We start from the raw sequence: 23,342 nt of genomic DNA, 5'->3' as shown, positions 1-23,342 counted from the left end.
CATGGCCAAGTGGCGCTCCGTTACAGCGGGGCGGTGAAGTGGTACGTGCCGGAGCCGACGTCGAACACTGCGCAGCCGGCTTCCACACGGAACCCCTTCACGCCTTCGGCCTTGATTGCCGGCCTGCCACTCTCTAACACCGAAGCCATACTACCAGTGGGCAGGGCGACAGTGGCGGTGGTGTTGGCGGGGACGGTAACCGTCAGGTTGAAGTGGCCATCCTTGATCATCCAATCGCTCGCGATGCGCCCGCGCACCGAATCATAGCTGGCTTCGGCTGACGTCAAATCGCCGACTGGGTTGGGGCGGATGATGATGCGCTTGAAGGCCGGCGCCGCGGGATCGAGGTTGATCCCGGCCAGCGCTTTGTAGAACCAGGCGCTGATGTCGCCGAACATGATGTGGTTGCGGGATTCGCTGCCGTTCCACTGCTCCCAAAGCGTGGTGGCGCCCTGCTCGATCCACCAGCCCCAGCTCGGCAAGTCCTTCTGGCTGGCCAGGCGGTAGGCCACATCGGCGCGCCCGTTTTCCAGCAAAGCGTTGAGGAGATACTTCGCGCCCAGGATGCCAGTATCCATGTGGTTGTCGGACTTCTCCACTGCTGCCACCAAATTGTTGAGCACACGCGCCTTGTCCTTCGGTTCAACCAGGCCCTGGTAGAGGGCGCAACTGAGCGAGGTCTGGCTGCCGTTGCCGTAAAGCGCGGTATCGGGGTGATAGAACTTCCGGTTGAATGCCTCTTTGATGCTGGCGGCCAACTGGCCGTACTTGTTTGCGTCGGTTGCGTTCCCCATCAAATCCGCCGTAAACGCGACAATTTGGACGTCGCGGTAATAATACGCAGTCGAGGTGATGTCCGCGGGTGTCTTAGTCTTGAACGGCGCCCAATCGTTCAGGCCGATATCCACGATGCCGTCCTTTGCTTTGGTGGCAAGGTAATCCACGTAGCGCTTCATCCCGTCGTAATGGTCGCACAGCACCCTCGTGTCGCCGCAATACTGGTAGAGGTAGAATGGGATCAGCAGGAATGCACTGTCCCAGGCGGGGCCGTTGCCCCATATGTAGCCCCAGCCGCTCGTCGGCACAATGCCAGGCAACTCGCCCGTCGGGCGCTGCTCGTCACCCAAGTCGTTAATCCACTTAGCATACACGGCAGCCGGCGCATAATTGAGCAAGCCCTGCTCGGCGGCGATGTGGGCATCGCCCGTCCAGCCGTTCTTCTCGCGATGCGGACAGTCCGTGGGGATGCCTTGCAGGTTGCTCAGGTAGGCCCAGCGTCCGGCCTGCCAAATCTTGTTCAGCAGCGGGTTTGAGCATTCAAATGCGCCCGCCACGGGTATCGCCGAGCGGATGAAGACGCCGCGCAGGTTGTCGAGCGTTGCTTTGCCCGGGAAGCCGGTAACCTCGACATACTGGAAGCCGTGGTAAGTGAAGCGGCAATGCCACGTTTCCAGTCCCGCGCCCTTGGCGATGTAAGTGTCGGTTTGGAACTGTTGGTTCGTATCAACCCGGACGACATGCTGTTGGATGTCGGCGCGGTCGAGCGTGCCGTCCTTGGCCAGCCGTTCGCCGTATTTCATGACCACCCTGGTGCCAGCCGGCGCCCGCAGACGCAGCTCGGCGAAGCCCGAGAAGTTCTGGCCCATGTCGAACACAAGAACCCCGGGCTTCGGCTCGGTCAACTTGACCGGCTTGATGCTTTTGTCCGCCTTGATCGGGGGCATCATCTGCGCCGTCAGTCGGCCCCCGGGACCTGAAACAACCTCCGCTTTGGACCAATTGTCGTCATCATAATCCGGCGTGTCCCAGCCCGGCTTCTCTGCGCGGGCATCGTAGGTCTCGCCGCCGTAAATGCTGTTAAACGTGATCGGGCCCGTGCTGGTCAGCCAGCGACTGTCGGTGCCGATGGTCTCTTTGCGCCCATCGGCATATTCCACGCGCAACTGCATCAGCAGTTTTGGCGCAGCGCGCCATGGGGCCTTGTGAAAATCCCAAACCGCCCGGGTTTGCACGTTATACCACCCGTTGCCCAGAATTACGCCGACGGCGTTGCCGCCCCGGCGCAAGGCGCCGGTGACATCGTAAGTGACATAGAGCGCACGTTTGTCATAGCGCGTGTAACCGGGGTCGAGCAGGTGGTCGCCGATTCTCTTTCCATTGATATGCAGCTCGTAATAGCCGAGCCCGCAGATGTAGGCGCGGGCTCGCTTGATCTTACCCTCCAGCGTGAACGCGCGGCGCAGCAGCGGCGCAGGCAGGGAATTGGTGTCCGTCGTTGAGGCAATCCACTGAGCGTGCCAATCCTGCGGGGAAAGCAAGCCCATCTCCCAATGCGCCGGACCGCTGTAACTGGAGGTCGCTCCGTCTGAATCCCACGCGCGCACCTTCCAATAACACCGCTGGCAAGGGGCCAACACCTTGCCTGCATAGACTACGTGCAGCGTTTGGTCCGAGGCTACTTTGCCCGTGTCCCAAAGATCGCCCTTGTCTGCTTTCAACAGCGCCTCGCTGCTCGCCACGAGAATCTGATACGCGGTCTGCACCTGGGCCCGCTGCCTGGATTCGAGCACCCAGCTCAAGCGCGGCTGCGGGGTGTCTATGCCCAGCGGGTTGTCCAAGTGCTCGCAGCGCAGCTGGCCGACAGTCACTCCGTTTGCGGCGGCAGGAAGTGAGATGCCAAAGCCCGCGCCGAATAGCATGCAGGCCACCAGGATTCGCCGCCCGAAACGATGGGCGCTTGAGGTGGAGAAGGGAGGTGGCGCTGTTGGGGCAAAGACAGGTAGTTTCATGGGTATTGTGCGATTCACGTTCGAGCCGCCGGGCCTTTGACCGGGCTCAGCAGCGCCGCATTGATGGGCCGGATCACGTCCACAATCAAGCCAATTCCCGGTGGTGCGGTGCCGCCGCATCCATCCTCCGCGAGTTGCGGCACCAACTCGCCTAGCAGCGAACGAGCCCGGGGGGTTGACTCACGGAGTTCATCTGGAATCGGCCAGTCCAGCAAGCCCTGGCGCGAGCGAGGGGGTTGTGCTTATTGGGCGCTCTGCGGACTGCGGCGGACAAACAGCCATGCCACCAGGGCGGCTGTGCCGCATCCCATCGCGCCAATGGCCACTGTCCACGGCACTCCAACCCAGTGCGAGAGGACGCCAGCTTCCAAACCGCCCAGAGGCATCATGCCGCCGAACATCAGCGCCCAAATTCCCATGACCCTCCCGCGCATGCCATCAGCGACACTCATCTGGATCGCGGTGTTGCTGGTGGAGATGTAAAGCAGCATTCCCCAGCCGGCGATCGCCATCCACACCAGCGCCACGTAATAATTCCGCGTAACGGCAAGCAGCAGCAGCATCAGCGAGAAGAGTCCCAAGCCGCCGAACACCAATAACCGCCGGGGCAGACGAGCGCCGTAGGTGGCGACCGCCAGCGCCCCCGCCAGCGCGCCAATGCCATTGGCACTCAGCAACATCCCATACTCGCGGCTGCCGACGCGCAGCACGTCGGTCGCAAACGCCGGCATGAGCACAGAATACGACCAGCCAAACACGCCGACAAAGGCGACCAGTAGCAGCAGGGTGCGCACCCGGCGGTGCTTCGCCACATAGGCAAAGCCGTCCAGGACATGCTGCCAGTTGGATTCCGGCTGGGCGGGCGGCACAAACCGAGGCAGCCGCATCATCAACAGCCCCGCCAGCACGGCCACGAAGCTCAGCCCATTCAGGAAGAAACACGCTCCCAGGTCCACCTGCGCCATGAGGAACCCCGCCACCGCCGGCCCGACAACTCGCGCACCGTTGAAGACGGAGCTGTTGAGCAACACCGCGTTCATCAAGTCCTCGCGGCTGGTTATCTCGACCACGAAGGCCTGCCGCGCCGGCATGTCGAAGGCCATCGCTATCCCCCCGAGCCCCGCCAGCACCATGATGTGCCAGGGGCGCACCACCCCGGTCCAAACCACCGCGGCAAACAGAAACGCCAGCACCATCATGCCGCTCTGCGTCCACAGCAGCACCGTCTGCTTCGAATGCCGGTCGGCCACCGACCCGCCCCACATCGAGAACAGCAGCAGCGGCGCGGTCCCCACGGCGGCGACGATGCCCAACAGGAGCTTGGAACCCGTGAGTTGATAGACCAGCCAGCTTTGGGCTGTGTTCTGCATCCACGTGCCAACCAGCGAAACCAGTTGGCCGGAGAAGAAGAGCCGGAAGTTGCGGTGCTTGAGCGCGGCGAACGTCTGCCGCCACGGAAATACCCCTGATTCCAGCCTTCGTGGCTGGCCCACCACCTCCTCGGGCACGGCCGGGACCGTGGCAGCTAAGTTGTCCGATTCGGGCGGCATGGCGCATCAACAAAATCGCGCCGGACCACCAAACGGACTTGTGCCCGCAAGGGCCGGCGCAGCCGCCTGGCCCGCGGACAGCCTCACCGCCCTAATGACGGAGTTCCCTTCCTCCAAACCGTCAAGAACTTCAGTGTGGCTGTTCCTGAAACACAACACCCCAGCCGCCGCAGCGCCGATCATCACCGGGGTGAGCAGGCACTTGGACCATCGCGGCTTGCCACTGTTTGCCATAGATTATTCGCTAGACTGGCTCTCCCATTTTGGACAGTCGAGTCCAACTCGATGTTACCCCAGTTCTTTGCTCCTGTGCCAGCGCGGATTCGCGCACGGTAAAACTTGAACGGCAGGAGGCAGAAGATAAATGTGCCGAAGGCGTAAAGCCCTGCAAACCCACGGGGCAGGCAGACGCCTCAAAAGGCAGGAGGGAAAAATACGTCAGGAATTCGGTTCATCACGGATTTCAGGGATGTCCCAACTATGGTTCTCACCCTCGCAGCTCGGATGGCCGAGGCTCAGGGAACAGAAGGCCATCATTACTATTCGGCCAGAACCGAATGGGCCATCCGAACCTCAAACCTGCACACTGTCCATTTTTGGGACAGTCATGCCGCCTGCCTGCCTTCTCCAGTCCCCGCTGACTCCGGCACTCTTGGCTTGGGGAAACGGTGACAGCACGGTGGTGCTACGGTGTGTATCCCATGGGGAGCGCTCCCCATGGGATACACACCGTAGCCCGACCACACTGACGAGCCATCCACCAGCCAGCCGCAAGCCAACGCCGGCGTACGACCACCGCGACGGCGTTGAGCCCTTCCGGTGGGAGTGCCGGAGGGCAAAAGAGGTGTCCGAGACGGCGGATCGCCATCAACATCCCGGTAAAGAAACGTGGGTTAGGCGCGTACAGCGTCAGTGTAATCCGGTTATCCCGGATCCGACGCTATTTGGGAGAGATTTTGGCAGCGGGGTTCCGCGGTTTCAGGCGGAGCGTGGTGAAGGAGTAGGGTTTGTAGGGAACCGTCACAGCTTCGCGGGAAATGGCAAGCTGCTGGATACTCTCTTCAACGCCGTTGCAGAGGGATGCTGCGGCGGCGCGGAAGGTCGGCAGCTTGAGGGAGGCTTCGCCACCGCGGCCGGCGACTTCGCGGAAGCGCAGGATGAAACCGTCGCCGTCCTCAGCTTCCTTGAGGGTGACCATTTCCAAGTTAGGGGCGTCGCAGGTGAGGAAGGAGCTGCCGCTGGCGGGCATGGGACGGCCGGCCTGCGAGATGGCGGCGGAGAAGGACGAGAGGAATGGGTAGGCGAGCACCGGGGAGCGGGTGTCTTCGTCGAAGCGGGCGAGAAGCTCGCGGTCCAAGCCGCGCCCGCTGGTGATGGAGTAATGGAAGACAAAGCGTCCGCCCTGCTGCGCGCGGTAATTGGTGAACCAATAGTTGTTCATGACATAGGAATAGACATGGCCGTTCCGGATGGGCAGGTGGGATAGCCATTTGCCGCGGTTAATGTCGGTAAGGGTGACAAGAGGCGCATCGGGCGTGGACCAGGCGACGGAGAAATCGCCGTCGCGGACGTGGACGAGGTTTTGCGGCGTGAACCATTCGCGGCAGGCGCCGGGCATTTGGTCATCGTTTGGGCGGCACCAGCCGTTTTGGATTTGGTATTCCATGGCGGGGTTTGCCGCGGCGAAGGGGAAGGCGAAATAAACGGCTTCCTTGGCGCGGACCTCGTCCTTCTCGACTGTGTTGACGATGTCCACACGTTTGAGGGCGTCGTAGAGGAGGTATTCGCTGGTGACTTTGGGCGTGTTCGTCGCTTTGGTTTCGACGAGGAGGCGGTGGCCCAGGGGAGTCTTTCGAACTTTGATGATGGTGGCCTGAGCGGGCTCGTGAACGGTGAGGTTGGCGGGCGGGGTGCCGAAAGTGAAGTTGAGGATGAGCGAGCCCTCACCGCCGCTGACGTAAAGATACTCATTGAGCTTATAGGGCGCCGAGGAGTCGAGGAGTTCGCGGTTGGCGGATTTGTCGAAGAGGCTATTGAGGCCGCCGGTTTTCGCGTCCACGGTGAGGCGATAGAACTGGTTCTCGATGGTGTCACCGTCGAGCTTCTCGTTGGCCTTGTGGGCGGCGGGGTCGATACCGCGGATGGCATAGGCCTTGTAGCCCATCGGCGGCACGTCGCGCGCGATGAAGCGCACCTTGCGCCAGCCGTCCAGCTCGGAGTAGATGTCCATGGGCACAACCTTATTGTCGGCGAGATCCACAAGCTGGTCGCCGCTGCCCAACTCGGTCTCCAGCGCCGCAGTGCGCGGGCGGTTCTGCCAGTTGAAGGCGAGAATGCTGCTGCCATCCACCGCGATTTGCTGGGCCAGGCGGTTGCAACCGCGGGCGAATAGGCTGCGGGCATCGAGGTTTGCGCGCGTGGAGTAGCTTTCCTTGATTTCCCACTGCCGCTCGACGAACTGGCGGCCGGGCTGGGAGACGCTGTTGTGAGCGCCCCAGGTGTGCTCGTTGTAAAACATCACGTTGTTCCAGGCGCGGCGGAAGTCCTCGGCGGGGTAGCGGTCGCGCGGCTCGAAGATGGTGGCGAGCGCGGCGGCGGTTTCAGCCGCGGGCAGGACACGCTGGGTTTCGCGGTTGAGGATGGTGGCGCGCATGGTGGAGCCGACGCCGTCCTCCCAGTAGGCGCCGCAGTCGCCGCGATACACGGGAAGCTTGTCCGCGAAGTGGCGCTCGACGTAGTTGAAGTAGTCGGCGTCCGTGCCGACCACCAGTTTGGGATACTCGAACTCGTTGTTCCACTGCTCGATGGCGGGGGCGTCGCCGCGCGCGGGGATGGCGGCGTTGTCCACGTAGGCGCCGTAGATCATGACGGCGTCGGGCGCGTAATTGTCGCGCAGGTAGCGGGAGAGGAACTGCGGCACGCTGCGTTTGAGAAAGGCAATGCTCGAGATGTCGCCGCCCCAGCCGGGGCCGGTAAGGCGCTTGAGCTGAACGTAGCTGCGGGCATACCACATGAAGATGCGCTCGCCGTTCATGCCTTCCCAATAGTAGGGCGAGTCTTCGTTGAGGTCGCTGTAATGGAGGATCGGGGCGCGGGTTTGGTTGGCGCCGTTGGAGAAGGCTTTGACGCCGGCATCGCGGAGGAGCGTTGGCAGGAACCAGCTATGCGACGGCGCGTCGGTGAGGCAGGCGTAATTGAAGTCGCTGCCCTGGGTGCGATGGAGCTTGTGCGTGAAGTACATCGCGCGGTAGAGCTCCTCCCCGGTGCAGAGACCGGTCATGAGGTTGAGGTAAAGGACATTGATGCCGATGCGGTCCTTGCGGGCGTAGTCAAAGAACTTGTCTTGGAAAGGCGCGGTGCGGCAGTCCATGTAGTTGTCCACCAGCCAGGAAGTTTCAAAGTTGAACTTGTAGAAGGGGTATTCCGCCAGGAGGTCGAGCACGCGGTCGGTGTTGCGGTTGTCCAGCTCGTTGACGTGGGGCTGGAGATCGGTGTAGCCGACGTCGTTATGGACCTTCGGGCAGACGAAAATCTTCCACTGCTTGGCGGGCTTAACGTCATGACTGTTGCGCAAGGTCTGGCCGGCCAGCGTGAGCTCGATGCTGGCCTGGCCGCCGACCTCGGCCGCCGCCACTTCGAGCGGTTCCACCCAGAGGCCGAAGTCGTAGACGGCATTGGTGAGGGTGGCGGTGATGGAAGATTTGCCGACCTTGACTGTCGCAGGTGCGCGGTCGAAGCGTTGCGTGAAGGGGACCGTCAGGTTGCACACCTCGACAAGCTTGCCACCCCGCTTGTGGAAGAGAATGGTGGGCTCCAGGCGCGGCGCGGCGTCGGGCGGGTCCGATGCGGCGCGGAAGCTGATGGCGTCGTAGGCGAGACTGCCGATGCCCAGCGGGACCAGGGTGAGCTTGTTGCCCTTGGCCCGCAGCCACGCGGCGTCCACCGGCACCACCAGGTGCTGGCTGGCCATGAGCATCTCGTTGCCTTCTTCGCCCCAGGTGCTTTTCTTCGCTGCGAACTGGATGGGAAAGATGCCGGCCTTGTCGTTGACCAGCACTTTGAGCTGCGTCGGCGCGCCGGAGTGGTAGATGAAGTCAAGCACGACCTCGTAGCGGCCTTGGGGCGGATCATCGAGGTCGAAAGTGATGTGGTAGGGATTCTCCCGCACCTTGCCGTCCCAGCCTACGGAACCGCCCTGGCTGCCGGCGAAGTCTTTACTCACGCCGCTCGTGCCAACGCTGAAGGTCAGCTCCGGGCGGCTGCCCGGCGCGAATTCCATGGCGGCGCCATCGGGCTTGCCAATGGTCCAGAGCGGCGCTGCGGATGGCGCTGCGATTGCCGCTGCGGCTGACAGGGCGGCCGCGGCAACGAGCATACGTTTGGTCGTGGGGGCTTTGTCTGTAATCATAATTTGATGTTCAGTAGCTGCGGTTGTGAAGCGATTATCACCGGAGGCGTTGCTTGCGCAACACCCAAACCAGCGCTGCCCCGGCCAGCAACAGGAAACCGGTGCCGGCCACGAGAATGTGGCCCGACATAGCGCGTTGCCGCGGTGGGGTCCGGACGTCGGGCGCAGGGGAGGGTTCATTGGGATGGAAGGTCACCTTTCGTGAGTGCGAGTCAAGCTGGGCAAGTTGCTGATGGGCGCCGTTCTGATACGTCACCTGGGTCAGGTGCGACATGCTGGTGAGTTTGGGTAGCCCCGTTTCCACCGTCAATGGGAGCTTGCGCGCATCCAGCTTGTAGTGCGCGCGCACCCGCACGTGGTGGCCGCTAAGGTCCGGGTCCATACCCGCGGTTTCGGAACGCAGCACGGACCCGCCGGCGCTGAGCTGCAGCGCGCCAACCACTCGCTCGGCCAGCGTCTGGCCGTGCTTGCCCAACTCGGCCAGGTTGAGCTCGGCGTCCCGGTTTTCGTCCAGGTCGGGCATGAAGGACAGCTCGAAGGGATTGAACACCAGTTCGAGGTGCAGGTATTCGGCCTCTGCAACAAGCCGCAGGTAGCTGATGGGCAGCGTGTGGGCCAGGGCAGGCAGAGCCATGCCCGCCAACAGCATAGGGCAAAGCACTATCCACAGGGCGCGTGGCGACATCGGAGGGCTACATTAGTGCGGGTTTTCGGCAGTGCCAACATCATTCGCGCGGCGACGAAGAGGCAGGGCACGGCTTGCCACTACCACCATGACTTCCAGGTTACTCCATCCCCCGCTGGGAGCGGCCGTCAATCGCCGGGGGCGAGACGTTCGACGATCAGATCCACTGTGCGGTCAACGGCGCCGAGGTTCTCGCTAACCACCTTTTGTGCGTTTCGACCCAACTCCTGGCGCCGCGATTCGTTGGCCAGGAGATCTCCCAACACCGCTTCGAGCTCCGCTGCGTCGCGCACCTGCGCCGCGCCTCCCTGCTGCACAAAACTGTGCGCGGCTTCCGCGAAGTTCTGCATGTGCGGGCCGAAGACCATGGCTTTGCCCAGTGCGCCTGGTTCAATCGGATTCTGCCCGCCTTGAGCCGCGAGGCTTTTGCCCACGAAGATGACGGTGGCGTGCTCGTAGAAGAACTTCAATTCGCCGGTGGTGTTGACAATCAGGCAATCCACCTTTCCGGGCTCAAGGCGGGTGCGGGCGGTTAATTCGGTCCGGTACGCACACTTGAGACCTTGCGCTTCCAATTCGCGGCCAACTTCCCGGCTGCGCTCAAAATGCCGCGGCACCAGCACGAGGAACAAGTCTGGGAATCGCGCGCGCAGGCGGAGATATTTTTCGGCGAGTATGGCTTCCTCGCCCGCGTGCGTGCTGCCGCCGATGAGCAGGCGCGCCCCCGGCCGCACGCCAACCCGGCGCAGAAGGGCGGGGACATCGAGCCGGCGGCGTTCTTCGAGTTTAGCGGCGTCGAATTTCAAGCTGCCAACAATATGAATCGCCTCCGGACGGCACCCGAGCTTGGTGAGCCTGGCCGCATCAGAATCGTTCTGCGCCCCTATCCCCGCGAATAAAGCAAAGATCGGTCTAAACAGCAGGCCGAATCGCCGGTAGCCGCGATAAGAGCGGTCGGACAAACGCGCATTGACCAGAAAGACAGGGATGCCGAGGTCGCGCGCGCGCCAGAGGAAGTTCGGCCAGATCTCGGCCTCGACCAACACGACCGCCACAGGGCGGATGGTAGCCAATGCGCGCGTGACATACAAACGGCGGTCAATCGGGTAGTAAATCTTGCTGATATGGTTGGGAAGCTTGCGGTGCAATTCGCCCATGCCGGTAGTCGTGGTGGTGGAAACGACAATCTTAAGGTTCGGCAGGCGCGGTTCGAGCGCGCGGATCAGCTGGGTGCAGATGTTCACCTCGCCAACGCTCACGGCATGCATCCAAAGCGTATCTCTGTTGGTGATAGCCTGCTTGAATTTCGTGTCGTATTTGCCGAACCGTTCCGCGAAGCCTTGCTGCCAGTTGCCGCGCCGCCGCATTCGCATGAAGTAATACGGCGAGGACAGGACAAAACCAATCGTGAACAGAATATTGTAAAGGATGCGCACTCCGCTCTTTACCTTCGAATTACCGATTCATTCTGGAGTTTGCCGGCAAACCGCGCAACGCTTTTCTACAAGCATGCTTGCGGCTCACGCGCGAAAAAACAGCAGCCAGATCAAAATCAACATCGGCCCCATGCACGGCAGAGTGTACTTGAACACCATCCCCAGGAAGCTGGGGGTAGAGACCTTCTGGTGGTCGGCGATGGCTTTGACCATGAAGTTGGGCCCATTCCCAATGTAGGTATTGGCACCGAAGAATACCGCGCCGACGCTGATGGCGATGATAAAGCTACTGAAGCCGCTGTTGCCGAGCAGGAACGCAATCTTAATTTGCTCCACACTCACCTTCCCACTGGCGACAGCACCGGCATGATACTTCTGTAACACTTCGTAAGTTTGTCGAATTCCATCGGCCTGCGGCCCGGCAAGGCCTGCAAGATCCGCACCGTGGTTCCGGATGAGAAACTGCACCCTATCCACAACTTCGGGTTCAACAAAAAGCCCGAAGGAGGCACTCAGGAAGCTCAAGTAGGTCGGCGCGTTATCCAGGACACTGGAAAGGAGCCCGCTGCCCCAAAAGAACAGGGCCGGGCTTGGCCTGCCCAGGTGGCCTGCGTTGTCTTGCAGCCAATCCAGCGCCGGCATCATGGTGGCAAAGATGCCGATGAAGAGGATAGCGACCTCCTGTATGGGGTGGAAACTGAAATGGTTTGCTTCGTGCACCCGCTTCTTCGTGGTGAACCAAGACCCCAGGGCGGCACCAGCCATCAGGGCTTCGCGCAGGAATAACGGCCGGTCGAGGAATACTGCCCCGAGGATGACCAGGAGAAAGGCAATATTCCACAAACCATCAACTCGCCATTGATCGGGCGGTTCCGCCAACCGGTTGCGGACTGCTTCCGGGGCTCGGCGGTAATTGCGAGTGTCAATAAGGTAGAAAAGCGCCAGCAGAAAGCCAACGCCCACAGCCCAGATCGGCCAGCAATGTTCTGCAACCCACCAAAAAGGGATCCCTTTCAGGTAACCTAGAAACAAGGGCGGGTCGCCGATAGGTGTGAGGCAGCCGCCCACGTTCGAGACGATGAAGATAAAGAAGATGATGTGGTGCGCGGTGATTCGGTACTTGTTCATCCGAATCCACGGCCGGATAAGCAACATCGAGGCGCCAGTGGTCCCGAGGAGGTTCGCAACCAGTGCTCCCAGGAACAGGAAGGTCGTATTGGCACGCGGCGTGGCCTCGCCCCGGACATTGAGGTGGATGCCGCCCGAGACAACAAAGAGCGATCCAATCAACGCAATAAAACTGATGTACTCATGACCGACTTGGATTATGCGCTCGCAGGCGCGAAGGCCGAAGATGTAGTAGGCGAGCGTGATTGCGCCGAGCGAACACACGACCTTGGGGTAATGCCTCGTCCACCACGCCTGGCAGAGCACCGGAGCCAGGGCGATGGTGCCCAGCAGCAGCCCGAAGGGCAGAATCATCCAGGGATTGGGCTCGACTAAGTGGTGACTCATCACCTAAACCCTACCGGTGCTGGCAAAATACGGTCAACCAGATTCCAGAGCAGGACGAGGAAGCCAGAAGACTACCGACCCGCCTATAAAAGGCAGGCTAATGAGGGCAGGTGTCTCGAAGGCGTTTGGGTGGCAGCCCGAGACTTGTCGTCGGAACAGGCAATGCTACAATTAGAACGTAATGAGCGTGCACGACAAACCACTGAAAATGGTCACCTGCAGCGGGTGTGAAGCCAAGGTATTCATTCCGGGAGACCTGCCACCGTTGTCCAGCGAGCCGTGCAAGCGATGTGGCTGCCAGATCATGATGCCGATGCAGTTGAGGCAGTTTGAACTGCGCAGCAAGATCGGCGGCGGGGGGCAAGGGAAGGTTTACCGGGCGTTCGATACCGTGCTGGAGCGATTGGTAGCGGTCAAGATTATGCGGAAGGAGTTGGAGAACGACCCGGCTGCGTTGGAGGCGTTCTACCGGGAGGCGCGCGCCTGCGCCTCGCTCAACCACACCAACATCATTCACATCTACTCGTTTGATGAGTTTGAAGGTCAACGTTACCTTGTGATGGAGCTGGCGGACCGCGGCAGTCTCGACACACGCATCGAGAAGAAGCCGCCCCTGGGGGAATTGGATGTCCTTGATGTCGGAGTCAAGATCGCCTCGGCCCTGGACATGGCGCTCAAACATAATCTCCTTCATCGTGATATCAAACCGGGCAATATTCTGTTCAACGCGGATGGCGAGCCGAAACTGGTGGATTTTGGATTGGCGCGCAACGTTGAGGCCGAGCCGGAGTCCGCTTCGGTAACGGAAGGAACTCCCTATTACGTGGCGCCGGAGAAGATCAAGCGCGAGCGCGAGACATTCTTGTCCGACATGTACAGCCTGGGCTGCACGCTCTATCATGCGTTGACCGGGCACGTGCCCTTCGAAGCTCCCAGCGTGGAAGAGTTGGTGGCGGCGCATGTGCACACGACAGTGACCCCTCCCAATCTGGTGGTGCCCGAAATCACTCAGCCGACCAGCGATGCCCTGGTGAAAGTGCTGGCGAAGAATCCCGCCGACCGTTACTTGAGCTATGACGAGCTGCGGATGGCGTTCGAGGCGGCGCGCAGCCAGTTGCTGGTGCAGCGCTACACCCAAAGCGCGCAAGGCTCCAGCGGCAAGAGCAAAACAAGCTGGTGGCGGCGGTGAGCCGCGGGGTCAAGCAACCCGGCCGAGGGGCAAGCCGGCACACTGGCGGCGACCTGCCGATGGGAAACAAACCCTCTCAAATCAGCTTCGCCGGCCTACCAACCACCCTCTGCAAGCAATGTCGTCACGTTCCTGGCCAGGTCGGTCGCGAGCAAGGGTAGTGCCTGGCGTTCGGCGCTCGTCATGTCAGAAGTGACGCGCATGAGGGTGGTGCCTTTAACCGGTTGGTCGAGGATGACCTTGCCGGTGCTGCGGTGGTGCGCGGTGACCTGCGCGGTCAGATCGAGACGGTAGTCACGCACGGTGAGAACGTCCTCCGCAGAAAAGCTAACTTCCTGCCTGCCGTAACGGGTGATTGATCCGCTGAGCACGATGTCTCCATCATTGTGGGTGGCAAGTTTGTAGGTGCCATCGCGCTGCAACTGCTTGCGCAGTTGGGCCGTGACCGCGTCTCCCAGGTTCGGCTGGATCGTCTCATTGAGGAACGGGTTCACTTGCACTGACTTTTCACCTACAGCCAGGCCGTTGACGGGCCCGAGCTTGTACCCCGCGCACCCGCTCCCACTCAGGGCCAGCACACCGGCAAACAGGCAGCACCAGACCCGCATATTATTGGGCGGCTCCCTCCTGCGGCCGCTGCTTCAGTTGGTCAATCCGTTGCCGCGCACTGTTGGCGTAAGGCGAGTTCGGATCCTGCAACAGGACTTCATTGTAGTAGATCCGGGCGCCGTCCCATTTCTTGCGCTTTTCGTAGAACTGGGCGATGGCGAAGTTGCCGCGCGCCTGCTCCCCCCGGAGGGAGGCGATCAACTTCTGCGCGTCCGGCACTCGCGGCTCGTCCGGGTAGAGCGCCATGAAGTCGGTGAATTTGGCGATCGCCTGCCCGGCGGTGGTTCGGTCTCGGTCCGCGCTCTGGGCTTCTTCCTTGTAAGCCAGGCCGGCCCGGAAGATGGCTTCGGCGGCTACCTCGGGCTGGTCAAAATAGCGGTCGGCGGCCAGATCGTAAGCCTTGATGGCTTCGGGATAATCGGGATGCTTAAAGAAGAAGATTGTCTGCTTTTCCTGCGCCGTGCCAATGCTCAGTTGCGCCTGTGGCGCGACGTCGCTGTACGGCCCGGTCTTCACGATCTGAGCATACATGCGGGCGGTGCGGGTCATCGATCGATAGGGAAGGTAGCCCCCGAACTTGAACCACTTGCCGGCCAGGTACTGATTCGCGATCTGGAACTGGCGCTGCCTAACCTCCGCGAGATTCTCATACTTGGGCTGCTTCTCCAGGAGCTTCTGATATTCCTTAAAGGCCTTTTCCAGCTCGCCGTCGGCCTCGTAACAACGGGCGACGAGATACTGGGCCTGGGGGCCATAATCCGAAGTCGGCCACAGCTGCATGACGCGGCGCGCTGCCCTCAGCGCGAGGCTGTAGGCCTTCCTGTCGAACAAGGCCTGAGCGACTTCCAGCTGCTCTTTCGCGCGCGGCCGTTGCCACTTGGCTTCGCCGCCGACGGGTTCATAAACCCAGCCTTCTCCTGGACGATACACCAGCGGCGCTGGCGAACTCGACGGGAATGCCAACAGGCATATCACAACGAGGAGCAGGTGCACGAACCGGAAACTCATGGCGCGAAAGGTAATGACGAACCCCGGGACGAGTCAAGGCAGGTACCGGTCAAAGCGCGAGGTTGCGTGTTTGGGGTTTGGGAATCGAGCCTGGGTGGTAACGGGCGATCTGCCCGGAAACTCAAGCAGACTAACCCCGATAGACGATCATTACGCCGAAGTCCTGGAGCAGCTTCTGCGTGCCGATATCCAGATGGCTGTAAACAATCGTTGTGATGTTGATGATGTTGGCCTCGCCGACCTTCGCCAGAAAGTTCGATACGATCTCATCAAACTTGTCATGCCCCACCTCGATGCAATCGGTGTGCTTGATCGTCCGAACCCGGATCTTCTTATCCGTTACTTTGGCGGCGACATCGAGTGGCGGAGGCGGCTTTTCAATCAGGCTCTCAGTGGGAGTCGTGCGGACCGGCACACGCAGATGCATCTCCACTTTCGCAGCGGCGGAAGAAGCGATGGGATTGATGGGATGAACCTCGCCGCGCGGTCGGGGAGCGGTGCTTTCCACGCCGGCTCGGTTAGCGACGGCTTCCGGAGCCGGAATGACGATCAATTCGTCGCAGGATGGACAGTTGATCTCGGTGCCGACGCCGGTGCTGTCCACAGCCAACTCTTGTTCGCACTTGGGGCAATTGAATATGACATCCATAAGCCGGGCTTCGTTTGTTGTTACCGAGGTCAGGATAGGCGGCTGGGCGGGGAAAGCCAACTAAAAAAAGTTTACCTCTGGAGCTCACCCAAACGGGTCAGCTCCGCGCTGACCAGCGTCACTGTATCCCTCCGCCTACTCGTAAGTCTTCTCGAGCTGTTTCAGGCGTGGCCAGACGGGCGAAGAGGGGGGTGTGCGCTCTTTGACCGCGGCAAACGCACGGCGGGCTTCCGCGGGATCTTCTCGGGCGACCGCCACGCAGTAATCCAGCTCGATCCAGGCTTTGCGCGGGTCCTCCACGCTCTGGCTGTTGGCCTTCAGCCAGGCCCTGAGCCCAGCAGCGCCCCGTTTCCGCGCATCTTGCAGTCCCTGCTCCAGTTCAGGAGGCAGACCTGGCAGTTGGTCGCCCATCACCATGGCTGCGGCTTCCTGTCTTTCCTTGGTTTCCTCCTCATTCTTGACCTTCTCCCAGTACAGGAACAGTGAATAGCTGCCGTAGAGCACGGCCACAATAATCAAGGCACCAATAAGTTTAGTCATGATTCTTCAATCCGCTCAATGCGCGCGCCCAGCTGGCGCAGCTTGCCGTCTATGTTCTCATAACCGCGGTCAAGGTGATAGACCCGGTTGACCTGGGTGGTGCCGCGGGCGGCCAGGCCGGCGATCACCAGTGCGGCCGAAGCCCTCAGATCACTGGCCATGACCGGCGCGCCGCTCAGCGGTTTGCCGCCTTTCACAATCGCACTCGGTCCTTCGATTTCAATGTCCGCCCCCAGGCGCGCCAGCTCGCTGACGTGCATGAACCGCGATTCGAATATCCGTTCGGTAATGATGCTGATGCCCGGAACCAAAGTCATCAGCGTCATCATTTGCGCCTGGACGTCAGTGGGAAAGCCCGAGTACGGCAAGGTGGTGATGTCCACCGATTTCAAACGGCCGGCACGGCGAATAGTAATGGCGCCGCTGCTGCGGCCAACGCTCACGCCCACATCCTTCAGCTTGTCGAGCACGGCGTGCATGTGATCGGCGCGCGCGCCGCGCAGAGTAACCTCGCCGTTGGTGGCGGCGGCGGCGATCGCGTAGGTGGCCGCCTCGATGCGATCGGGAATGACCTCGTGTTCGGCACCATGCAATTCGGTCACGCCCGTAACGGTGATGGTGGGGCTGCCGGCGCCGGAAATCTTCGCTCCCATTGCGTTCAGGAAATTCGCCAGGTCCACCACTTCGGGTTCGCACGCAGCGCTTTCAATGACGGTAACCCCTTCGGCCAGGGTCGCAGCCATCATCACGTTCGCCGTGCCAAGCACCGTCGAACCGGCCCGCCCGCCCAGGAACAGCGCCGAGCCCACCAACCGCTTGGTAGTCGCGTGGGCATAACCACCTTCGATAACGACTTTCGCCCCGAGCGCCTCGAACCCTTTGAGGTGCAGGTTGATGGGCCGGGCGCCAATCACACAACCGCCCGGCAGCGAGACCGTAGCCTTCCTCAAACGGCCCAGCAGCGGCCCCATGACGCAGATCGAACCGCGCATCTTGCGGATCAGATCGTAATCCCCGACCCCCTTGATCTTCCTGGCCTGAATTCGGACCACGTCCCCCTGGAACCGAACCTGGGCGCCCAGCCAGGCGAGAATCTGACCCATGAACTTCACATCGCTGAGTTGCGGAACGCGCCGAATCACGCAGGGCTCGGCCGTGAGCAGGGTGGCGGCCATAATCGGCAGCACCGCGTTCTTGGCGCCGCTGACGGTTACTTCCCCATGCAACGGCGCCGAACCTTTGATCAAAAGACTATCCATGCAAACTTAGTTGTCACAACGATCCACTTGCCCAGCGGCTTCACCGCTGGCACAGCGCCTTACTTTGAGCACGTCGCAACCAGGAATCGTGGGCGGTGAGTGTAGTCCGCGACAATCGTTTCGACAACCCACTTTTGCTCCTGGAATATCCCGCGCAGGAGTTCCCCCTGGTCGTCGCCGAATTCCAGCATCAGGCGCCCCCCCGGCTTGAGGAACGGCGCGGATTCCGCCGCCAGGCGCCGCCCGTACTCCAGTCCGTCCGCGCCGCCATCCAGGGCCCCGCGCGGATCGTAATCGCGGACCTCAGGCTGCAGCTCGCTGATTTCCGCGGAGGGGATGTAAGGCGGGTTGCTGACAATGAGGTCAAAGCGAGCGTCCGTCGGCAGGGCAGCAAAACCGTCCCCGTGCAGGAAACGGATTCGCTCCGCCACGCCATGACGGGCGGCATTTTCGCGCGCCACCGACAGCGCCTCTGGCGAAAGGTCCACGGCATACACCTCGCTGGCGGGACACTTGCTTGCCAGCGCGATGGCCAGGCAGCCACTGCCGGTGCCAAAGTCCAGAGCGGTTGAAGGCTGAGCGTTGTGGCTTGTGACTTGGGCCAGAAACTCCCAACCGCGCTCGGCCAGCAGTTCCGTCTCCGGGCGCGGAATGAGCACGTGGCGGTTCACGGCTATCTCCAGGCCGCAGAAGGAGGTGGACCCGACAATATGCTGCAACGGCTCGCGTTGGCCGCGCCGCTTGATCAGTGCCCGGAAAGCGTCAACCTCAGCCGACGTCAGAACGCGCTCGAAACTGAGATACAACTTCATGCGCGGCAGTTTGAGCAGGTGCGCCAGCAGCAGTTCGGTCTGGAGACGGGGCGAGTCCACGCCCTTTCTCGTCAGGAATTCCGTACTGCGTTGAATGGCTTCCAGAACCGTCACAGGGACCATGCTACGTGCCCGGGGGGATGTTCAAAGCCCAAAAGAATCGCCAGGAGACCCGCCGGACAGATGCCGGTTTCCTGCACTGGAGCGCCGAGATTCCTGCTTGTTCGACGATCAATGGCAGCAAACTGCGCAAAGATGAGCGCACCGGTCCATGGCCGGCATCCCCGCCCCAACTGTCTCAAAAGTGGACAGTCCGGCGCGGTTCTACGGTGTGGTCCCGGCCCGATAACGGTGTGACCCCGGTGTGTATCCCATGGGGAGCGCTCCCCATGGGATACACACCGGGGTATCGCCGGACTCGCGTCGTTATCTGCCCGGTGTTCCGGGCACGATCCAATCTATTTCACCCAAACCGAAGGAAACCCTGGTCTTGCCAGGAAAGGGAAGCAGCGACGATGGTCCTTTCGGCTCAGAAGCTGACAAGCAGCCGGGTCGGCGGCAGAAATGTTGGCGCTCCTGCATTGTCTGGCCCAGACATGCTGGCTGTCCGGGCACCGTGGCTGACTGAAGCGAAACAAACCGTGCTTCCTCCATTCCGACTCCTGGAATTCCAAACAGAAAGGCGGAGGATAGATCCTCCGCCTTCACAATAACGTAACCGTTCTGTTCCCTCTTACTTGGCGCCCAGGATTGCGTCCTTGGCGGCTTTGGCGACGCGGAACTTGACCACGCGCTTGGCTGGAATCTTAATCTGCTCGCCCGTAGCCGGGTTGCGGCCGATGCGGGCTTTGCGATTGACCAACACCAGTTTCCCCAGGCCCGGCAGCGTGAAGCTGTTCTTGGCGTTCTTGTACGCCAGCGCCACGAGGGTTTCGATGACCTCGCCAGCCTGCTTCTTGCTAATGCCGACGGTTTCCGCAATTGATGAGATGACTTGTGATTTAGTTAATGCTTTTGCCATATGTGGGCGAGAGGAGTATCGGCAAAACGGCGCAAGTGCAAGCTGAAAGGAGACGATTTGCGCCTTCAGCTTTCGGCTTGGCCAGCCTGTTCCCGCGTTGCCGGGGCGGTCAGGCCGCCACCGGCGCTTCCATCTTCTCCACGTTGTGCAGGACTTCCTCCATGGCTTCCGGGGAGACGCCGTAAGTGATCTTGGTATTGAGCTTGTCGGTCAGGAACTCGTCGAGCGCGACCCAGCGTCCTTCCATGTTGATGCGTTTGGTCCAGGCGCACACGACTTGCATTTGGCTTTGCATTCGGCGGACCTGTTCGCTTGAACGTTCGGCCTCGTCTAGCGCTACCTCCAATTCCCCGCGGACGCGCAGTTGCTCTTGGAGGCTCTGGCGCAGGCCTTGCACGAGCAAGCCGATGATGGCAAATGCCAGAAAACAGATGCACGTGTTGGCACAACGGATCAACTCGGACGGATAGCCATGATTGAGGAGAATGTCCACGACGCACCAGCTCATGCCGCTGAGGACGGCCATGCAGAACACCGCCAATCTTCCCAAGTGCCAGCCGCAGATGGCCACCGGAACAAAGAAGAAAACGAAGAAGAGGAAATTGTGGCCTGTCAGGTACACAATGTAGCTCAGCACCAGCAGGTTGGCCAGGCTGGCCAGGATCACCTTCAGTCGCATGCGTGTGTTCATTTGAATCGTCGCCGTTTCAATTCCAACTAAACGAGCATTTGCAGCTATTTTCATGCCGGATAGCGTCCCCTTGTCCCGAATAATGTCAGTTCCGGCGTCTCCTTGATGCCGCGGTCGTTCGTGTGTGTGGGAACCGGGCAAACACGCTGTCGCACATCGTCGGGGGAAACGTCAATCCTGAGAGAATGAGACCTCACCGCCAGGGCATGCGCTGCATGCGCAAGCCCAGGATGCAGATGCCGTCAGAAGCCTCTTTTGCTCCAGGTAAAGCTAGAAGGCGGACGTGAACTTGTATTTTCCGGCCCCAACTGCCAGCACCGCGGCTCCCCGTTCCCGTCCCAGGAACCGGACCCCGGGCGCGCGCTCGATCGGTTTGCCGCCTTCCATGACCTGCGCGCCGTCCCTCGACGGCACGAACACTGTTGCCGTCGCGCCTACCGGCACATGCACCTGCAGCTTCAGTCTGCCCGCCTCGCAGCTCCAATCGCTGACAACCCTGCCCTGCACCGAATCGTAACTGGCCTTTACCCATTTCAGGTCGCCGACCACCTGCGGCCGGATAATGATCCGGTCAAATCCAACCGCGTCCGGGGCGGGATTGATTCCCGCCAGCACCCGGTAGAACCACTCGCTAACCGAGCCGAACATCGGGTGGTTGTGGGAGAAGGTGTTGTCGCTGAACTCCCAATGCTCCCACAAAGTCGTAGCGCCGTTCTCCAGCATGTGGCCCCAGCCGGGGAACGTGCGCTGGTTCACCACGTCAAACGCCACGTCTGCCCGACCCAGGTCGGCCAGCGCATGGAGCATGAATCTGGTCCCAAAAATGCCCGTCGTCAGATGGCTGCCATGTTTCTCCTTGATATCCTGCACCAGAACGGCCAGCGCGCGGTCCTGTTCGTCGCGCGGCGCCAAGCCCAGGTAAAGCGCAAACGCCTGGCAGGCTTGCGTTCCCGTGTCATACCGCCCGGTGCCCGGCTGAAGGAACTTCCGGTTGAATGCGGCCTTGATGGTCTCCGCCAGCGTCTCCGCCTCCCCCGCCTCGGAATCCTTCCCCAGCGCCCGCGCGATGTTAGCCAGCAACTTCGCGTTTAGGTAGTAAAAGCCCGTTCCCGTCAAGGCGCGCGGCTTCGGCACCAGGCTTTCGTGGTCGCTGATGCCGTTATCCAAAATGCCGTCGTGCGCGCGCGACCGCAGCAACGATAGCCACCGCCATGCCGCGTCATAATTCTCTTCCAACAACCGTTTGTCGCCATAGCGTTGATACAATTGCCACAGCAGCAGCGGGTGTGCGGTGCCCCAGCCTACTGGCCCGGACCGCTCGCCCAGTCCTTCATCGCTAATCCCGACATACGGAGCCGTCTCCGTGAATCCGCCGTTCGGGCGCACCGCGTCCGCCAGGTCCTGCACCGCTTTCGCAAAGAAGCGTCCCATGTCGAAGTTGAACATCGCCATCTCTCCCGCCGCCACAATGTCGCCCCCGTAGCCGAACTTCTCCCGGTGCGGGCAATCGGACTCTACGCTGAACAGGTTGCTCAGCTCCGTCCATAGTACCATCGCCTGGATCCGATTCAGCCGCTCGTTGGAGCAAACGAATGAACCGGCGGTGGTTACATCCGAGTTGAGCCGCAACCCTTCCAACGACGCCAGCGTCGGTTTGCCCGGGTAGCCGACGACCTCGACGTAGCGGAATCCGTGGAAAGTGAACCGCGGCGAATAGACTTCCTCGCCTTGCCCTTTGAGAATGTAATCGTCCATCTGCCACGCCGTCTTGGGCGCCCCTTTGCCATCGTAGCGGTAGCCGGGGCCGCCACCCTTGATCTGGCCGCATACCGCGGTCATTCCGTTGAGCGTGCCGTCCGGGTATAGCAACTCTCCATAGCGCAGCCGCACACGCGTCCCCGCTGCGCCCTGCACTCGCAGCCGGATCCACCCGGCGAAGTTCTGCCCCAGGTCGAAGATATAAACCCCCGGTTTCGGCTCGGTGAGCTTGACCGGCTTCAGGACGCGCGTCACCCGAATCGGCGGCGCATCCTGCGCCCGCAAAGGCCCGAGCGCCTCAACCGCGCATACAGCCGGCTGCCAGCCTGAGTCATCGAACCCAGGCATGTCCCATCCCTGCGCCTCCTTCCGCGCGTCATACACCTCGCCCAGGTACACACTATTTCGCAGAATGGGACCATCGCCCACCTTCCAGCTTTCATCGGTAACGACCGTCTGCACGGTGTCGTCCTCGAACTCGGCGACAAGCTGCGCAATGACACGGGGCTTCCCGATGGTCAGATTCTCGCGCGGATTGATGTGGCCCCAGAGCCGTAGCGGCAGAGGATTGAACCAGCCGTTCCCCAACATCACCCCCAGCGCGTTGCAGCCGCGCTTCAACTGGGCCGTCACATCGTAAGTTGAGTAGAGCACGCGCTTCGAGTAGGTGGTCCAGCCGGGGTCAAGCTCCTGGTCCCCAACGCGCTGCCCATTGAGGCGCATTTCGCAGTAACCCAGCCCGCTCACATAGAGCCGCGCGCGCCGGAGCTTCTTCTCGAGCAGGAACTCCTTCCGGAACAGCGGCGCCGGATCATCCTCAAACATCTGCTGCTCCGAGCGCGGCTCACTTGGCTGGCGCGCGATCCAAACCGCCCGCCAGTCCCCCGGTTCCAGCAATCCCATCTCCCACCACGCCTCTGCGCTGTAGCCCGAGGGCCGGTCGTCGCGATCCCAGGCGCGCACCTTCCAAAACACCCGCTGACCGGGGCGCAACGCCCGCCCGCCATAGACCACGTGGACCGATTTGCCCGAGATCACTTTCCCACTGTCCCACAAGTCGGCTTCGTCTTTGGAGAGCAGAGCCCTGGTTGATGCCGCCAGCACCTGGTAAGCCGTCTGGGTCTGGCCGCGCTCCGGCGATTCCAGCCGCCAACTCAGCCGTGGCTGCGGCGTATCGAGCCCGAGTGGATTGACCCGGTACTCACACTTCAATCCCTGCACTTTCAGTGCCGCAGCCGTGACTCCGGTTCCTGAGGCTGCCAACGCCAATACAATTGGTAGAACGTATATATAGCTCCGTCGAATCATGATGTCGTGCCGCTTCAACTTGGGCACGGGGGTATGTAGCGGTTCCTGAGACGCAGATCAACCACGCTGTAGCTGACTTGCGCCGCGCCATCGGAGAAGCTCCGGGCGGCAGGTT

The 23,342-nt window shown here is 61.4% G+C and carries 16 protein-coding genes; 1 reads left to right on the top strand and 15 read right to left on the bottom strand.

The features are described 5' to 3' along the window. Positions 1-20: 20 nt before the first annotated feature. The 6 genes from P5205_09290 to P5205_09265 all read right to left on the bottom strand — a co-directional run bounded on the left by P5205_09290 (position 21) and on the right by P5205_09265 (position 12,383). The gene (locus P5205_09290; protein HSA10550.1) at positions 21-2,789 is read right to left on the bottom strand and encodes a glycoside hydrolase family 78 protein; all 2,769 of its coding nucleotides are present in this window, start codon (positions 2,787-2,789) and stop codon (positions 21-23) included. A gap of 242 nt (positions 2,790-3,031) precedes the next feature. Next, on the bottom strand, positions 3,032-4,339 hold the full coding sequence (locus P5205_09285) for an MFS transporter (protein ID HSA10549.1): 1,308 nt from the start codon (positions 4,337-4,339) through the stop codon (positions 3,032-3,034). Positions 4,340-5,279: 940 nt separating this feature from the next. After that, positions 5,280-8,747: a polysaccharide lyase family protein gene (locus P5205_09280; GenBank protein HSA10548.1), complete on the bottom strand. Its 3,468-nt coding sequence runs from the start codon at positions 8,745-8,747 to the stop codon at positions 5,280-5,282. 37 nt (positions 8,748-8,784) lie between these two features. Next, on the bottom strand, positions 8,785-9,381 hold the full coding sequence (locus P5205_09275; GenBank protein ID HSA10547.1) for a hypothetical protein: 597 nt from the start codon (positions 9,379-9,381) through the stop codon (positions 8,785-8,787). Positions 9,382-9,560: 179 nt separating this feature from the next. Continuing rightward, positions 9,561-10,868 carry a 3-deoxy-D-manno-octulosonic acid transferase gene (locus tag P5205_09270; protein HSA10546.1) on the bottom strand — a complete coding sequence of 436 codons (1,308 nt, stop codon included), beginning with the start codon at positions 10,866-10,868 and terminating at the stop codon, positions 9,561-9,563. Positions 10,869-10,952: 84 nt separating this feature from the next. Then, positions 10,953-12,383: a sodium:proton antiporter gene (locus P5205_09265; GenBank protein HSA10545.1), complete on the bottom strand. Its 1,431-nt coding sequence runs from the start codon at positions 12,381-12,383 to the stop codon at positions 10,953-10,955. A 181-nt stretch (positions 12,384-12,564) separates the two neighbouring features. Between P5205_09265 and P5205_09260 the strand changes: the two genes are divergently transcribed. Next, entirely contained in the window at positions 12,565-13,572 is a 1,008-nt protein-coding gene (locus tag P5205_09260) for a serine/threonine-protein kinase (protein HSA10544.1), read from the top strand. A gap of 95 nt (positions 13,573-13,667) precedes the next feature. On the opposite strand, the gene P5205_09255 is transcribed toward P5205_09260, so the two are convergent. From P5205_09255 to P5205_09215, 9 genes are all read right to left on the bottom strand, one after another. Then, positions 13,668-14,180, bottom strand: a complete 513-nt coding sequence (locus tag P5205_09255; GenBank protein ID HSA10543.1) for an LptE family protein — start codon at positions 14,178-14,180, stop codon at positions 13,668-13,670. A 1-nt stretch (position 14,181) separates the two neighbouring features. Next, positions 14,182-15,189 (bottom strand): outer membrane protein assembly factor BamD, encoded by a 1,008-nt coding sequence (gene bamD, locus P5205_09250; GenBank protein ID HSA10542.1) that lies wholly within the window; start codon positions 15,187-15,189, stop codon positions 14,182-14,184. Positions 15,190-15,319: 130 nt separating this feature from the next. Next, positions 15,320-15,838 carry a hypothetical protein gene (locus P5205_09245; GenBank protein HSA10541.1) on the bottom strand — a complete coding sequence of 173 codons (519 nt, stop codon included), beginning with the start codon at positions 15,836-15,838 and terminating at the stop codon, positions 15,320-15,322. A gap of 135 nt (positions 15,839-15,973) precedes the next feature. Continuing rightward, positions 15,974-16,378: a hypothetical protein gene (locus P5205_09240; GenBank protein ID HSA10540.1), complete on the bottom strand. Its 405-nt coding sequence runs from the start codon at positions 16,376-16,378 to the stop codon at positions 15,974-15,976. Continuing rightward, on the bottom strand, positions 16,375-17,637 hold the full coding sequence (murA, locus tag P5205_09235; protein HSA10539.1) for a UDP-N-acetylglucosamine 1-carboxyvinyltransferase: 1,263 nt from the start codon (positions 17,635-17,637) through the stop codon (positions 16,375-16,377). Before murA ends, P5205_09240 begins: the two co-directional genes overlap by 4 nt. Before the next feature lie 59 nt (positions 17,638-17,696). Next, entirely contained in the window at positions 17,697-18,563 is an 867-nt protein-coding gene (gene prmC / locus P5205_09230; GenBank protein ID HSA10538.1) for a peptide chain release factor N(5)-glutamine methyltransferase, read from the bottom strand. A gap of 619 nt (positions 18,564-19,182) precedes the next feature. Next, entirely contained in the window at positions 19,183-19,470 is a 288-nt protein-coding gene (locus P5205_09225; GenBank protein ID HSA10537.1) for an HU family DNA-binding protein, read from the bottom strand. A 109-nt stretch (positions 19,471-19,579) separates the two neighbouring features. After that, positions 19,580-20,161, bottom strand: coding sequence for a hypothetical protein (locus P5205_09220; protein ID HSA10536.1), 582 nt, complete (start codon positions 20,159-20,161; stop codon positions 19,580-19,582). A 270-nt stretch (positions 20,162-20,431) separates the two neighbouring features. After that, positions 20,432-23,131: a family 78 glycoside hydrolase catalytic domain gene (locus P5205_09215; GenBank protein HSA10535.1), complete on the bottom strand. Its 2,700-nt coding sequence runs from the start codon at positions 23,129-23,131 to the stop codon at positions 20,432-20,434. Between the last annotated feature and the right edge of the window lie 211 nt (positions 23,132-23,342).

This window comes from Candidatus Paceibacterota bacterium (assembly GCA_035452965.1).
In the GTDB taxonomy this organism is placed as follows: domain Bacteria; phylum Verrucomicrobiota; class Verrucomicrobiia; order Limisphaerales; family UBA8199; genus UBA8199.
The sequence above is the reverse complement of the archived record's forward strand: the minus strand, read 5'-3'. Positions and strand labels throughout refer to the sequence as shown.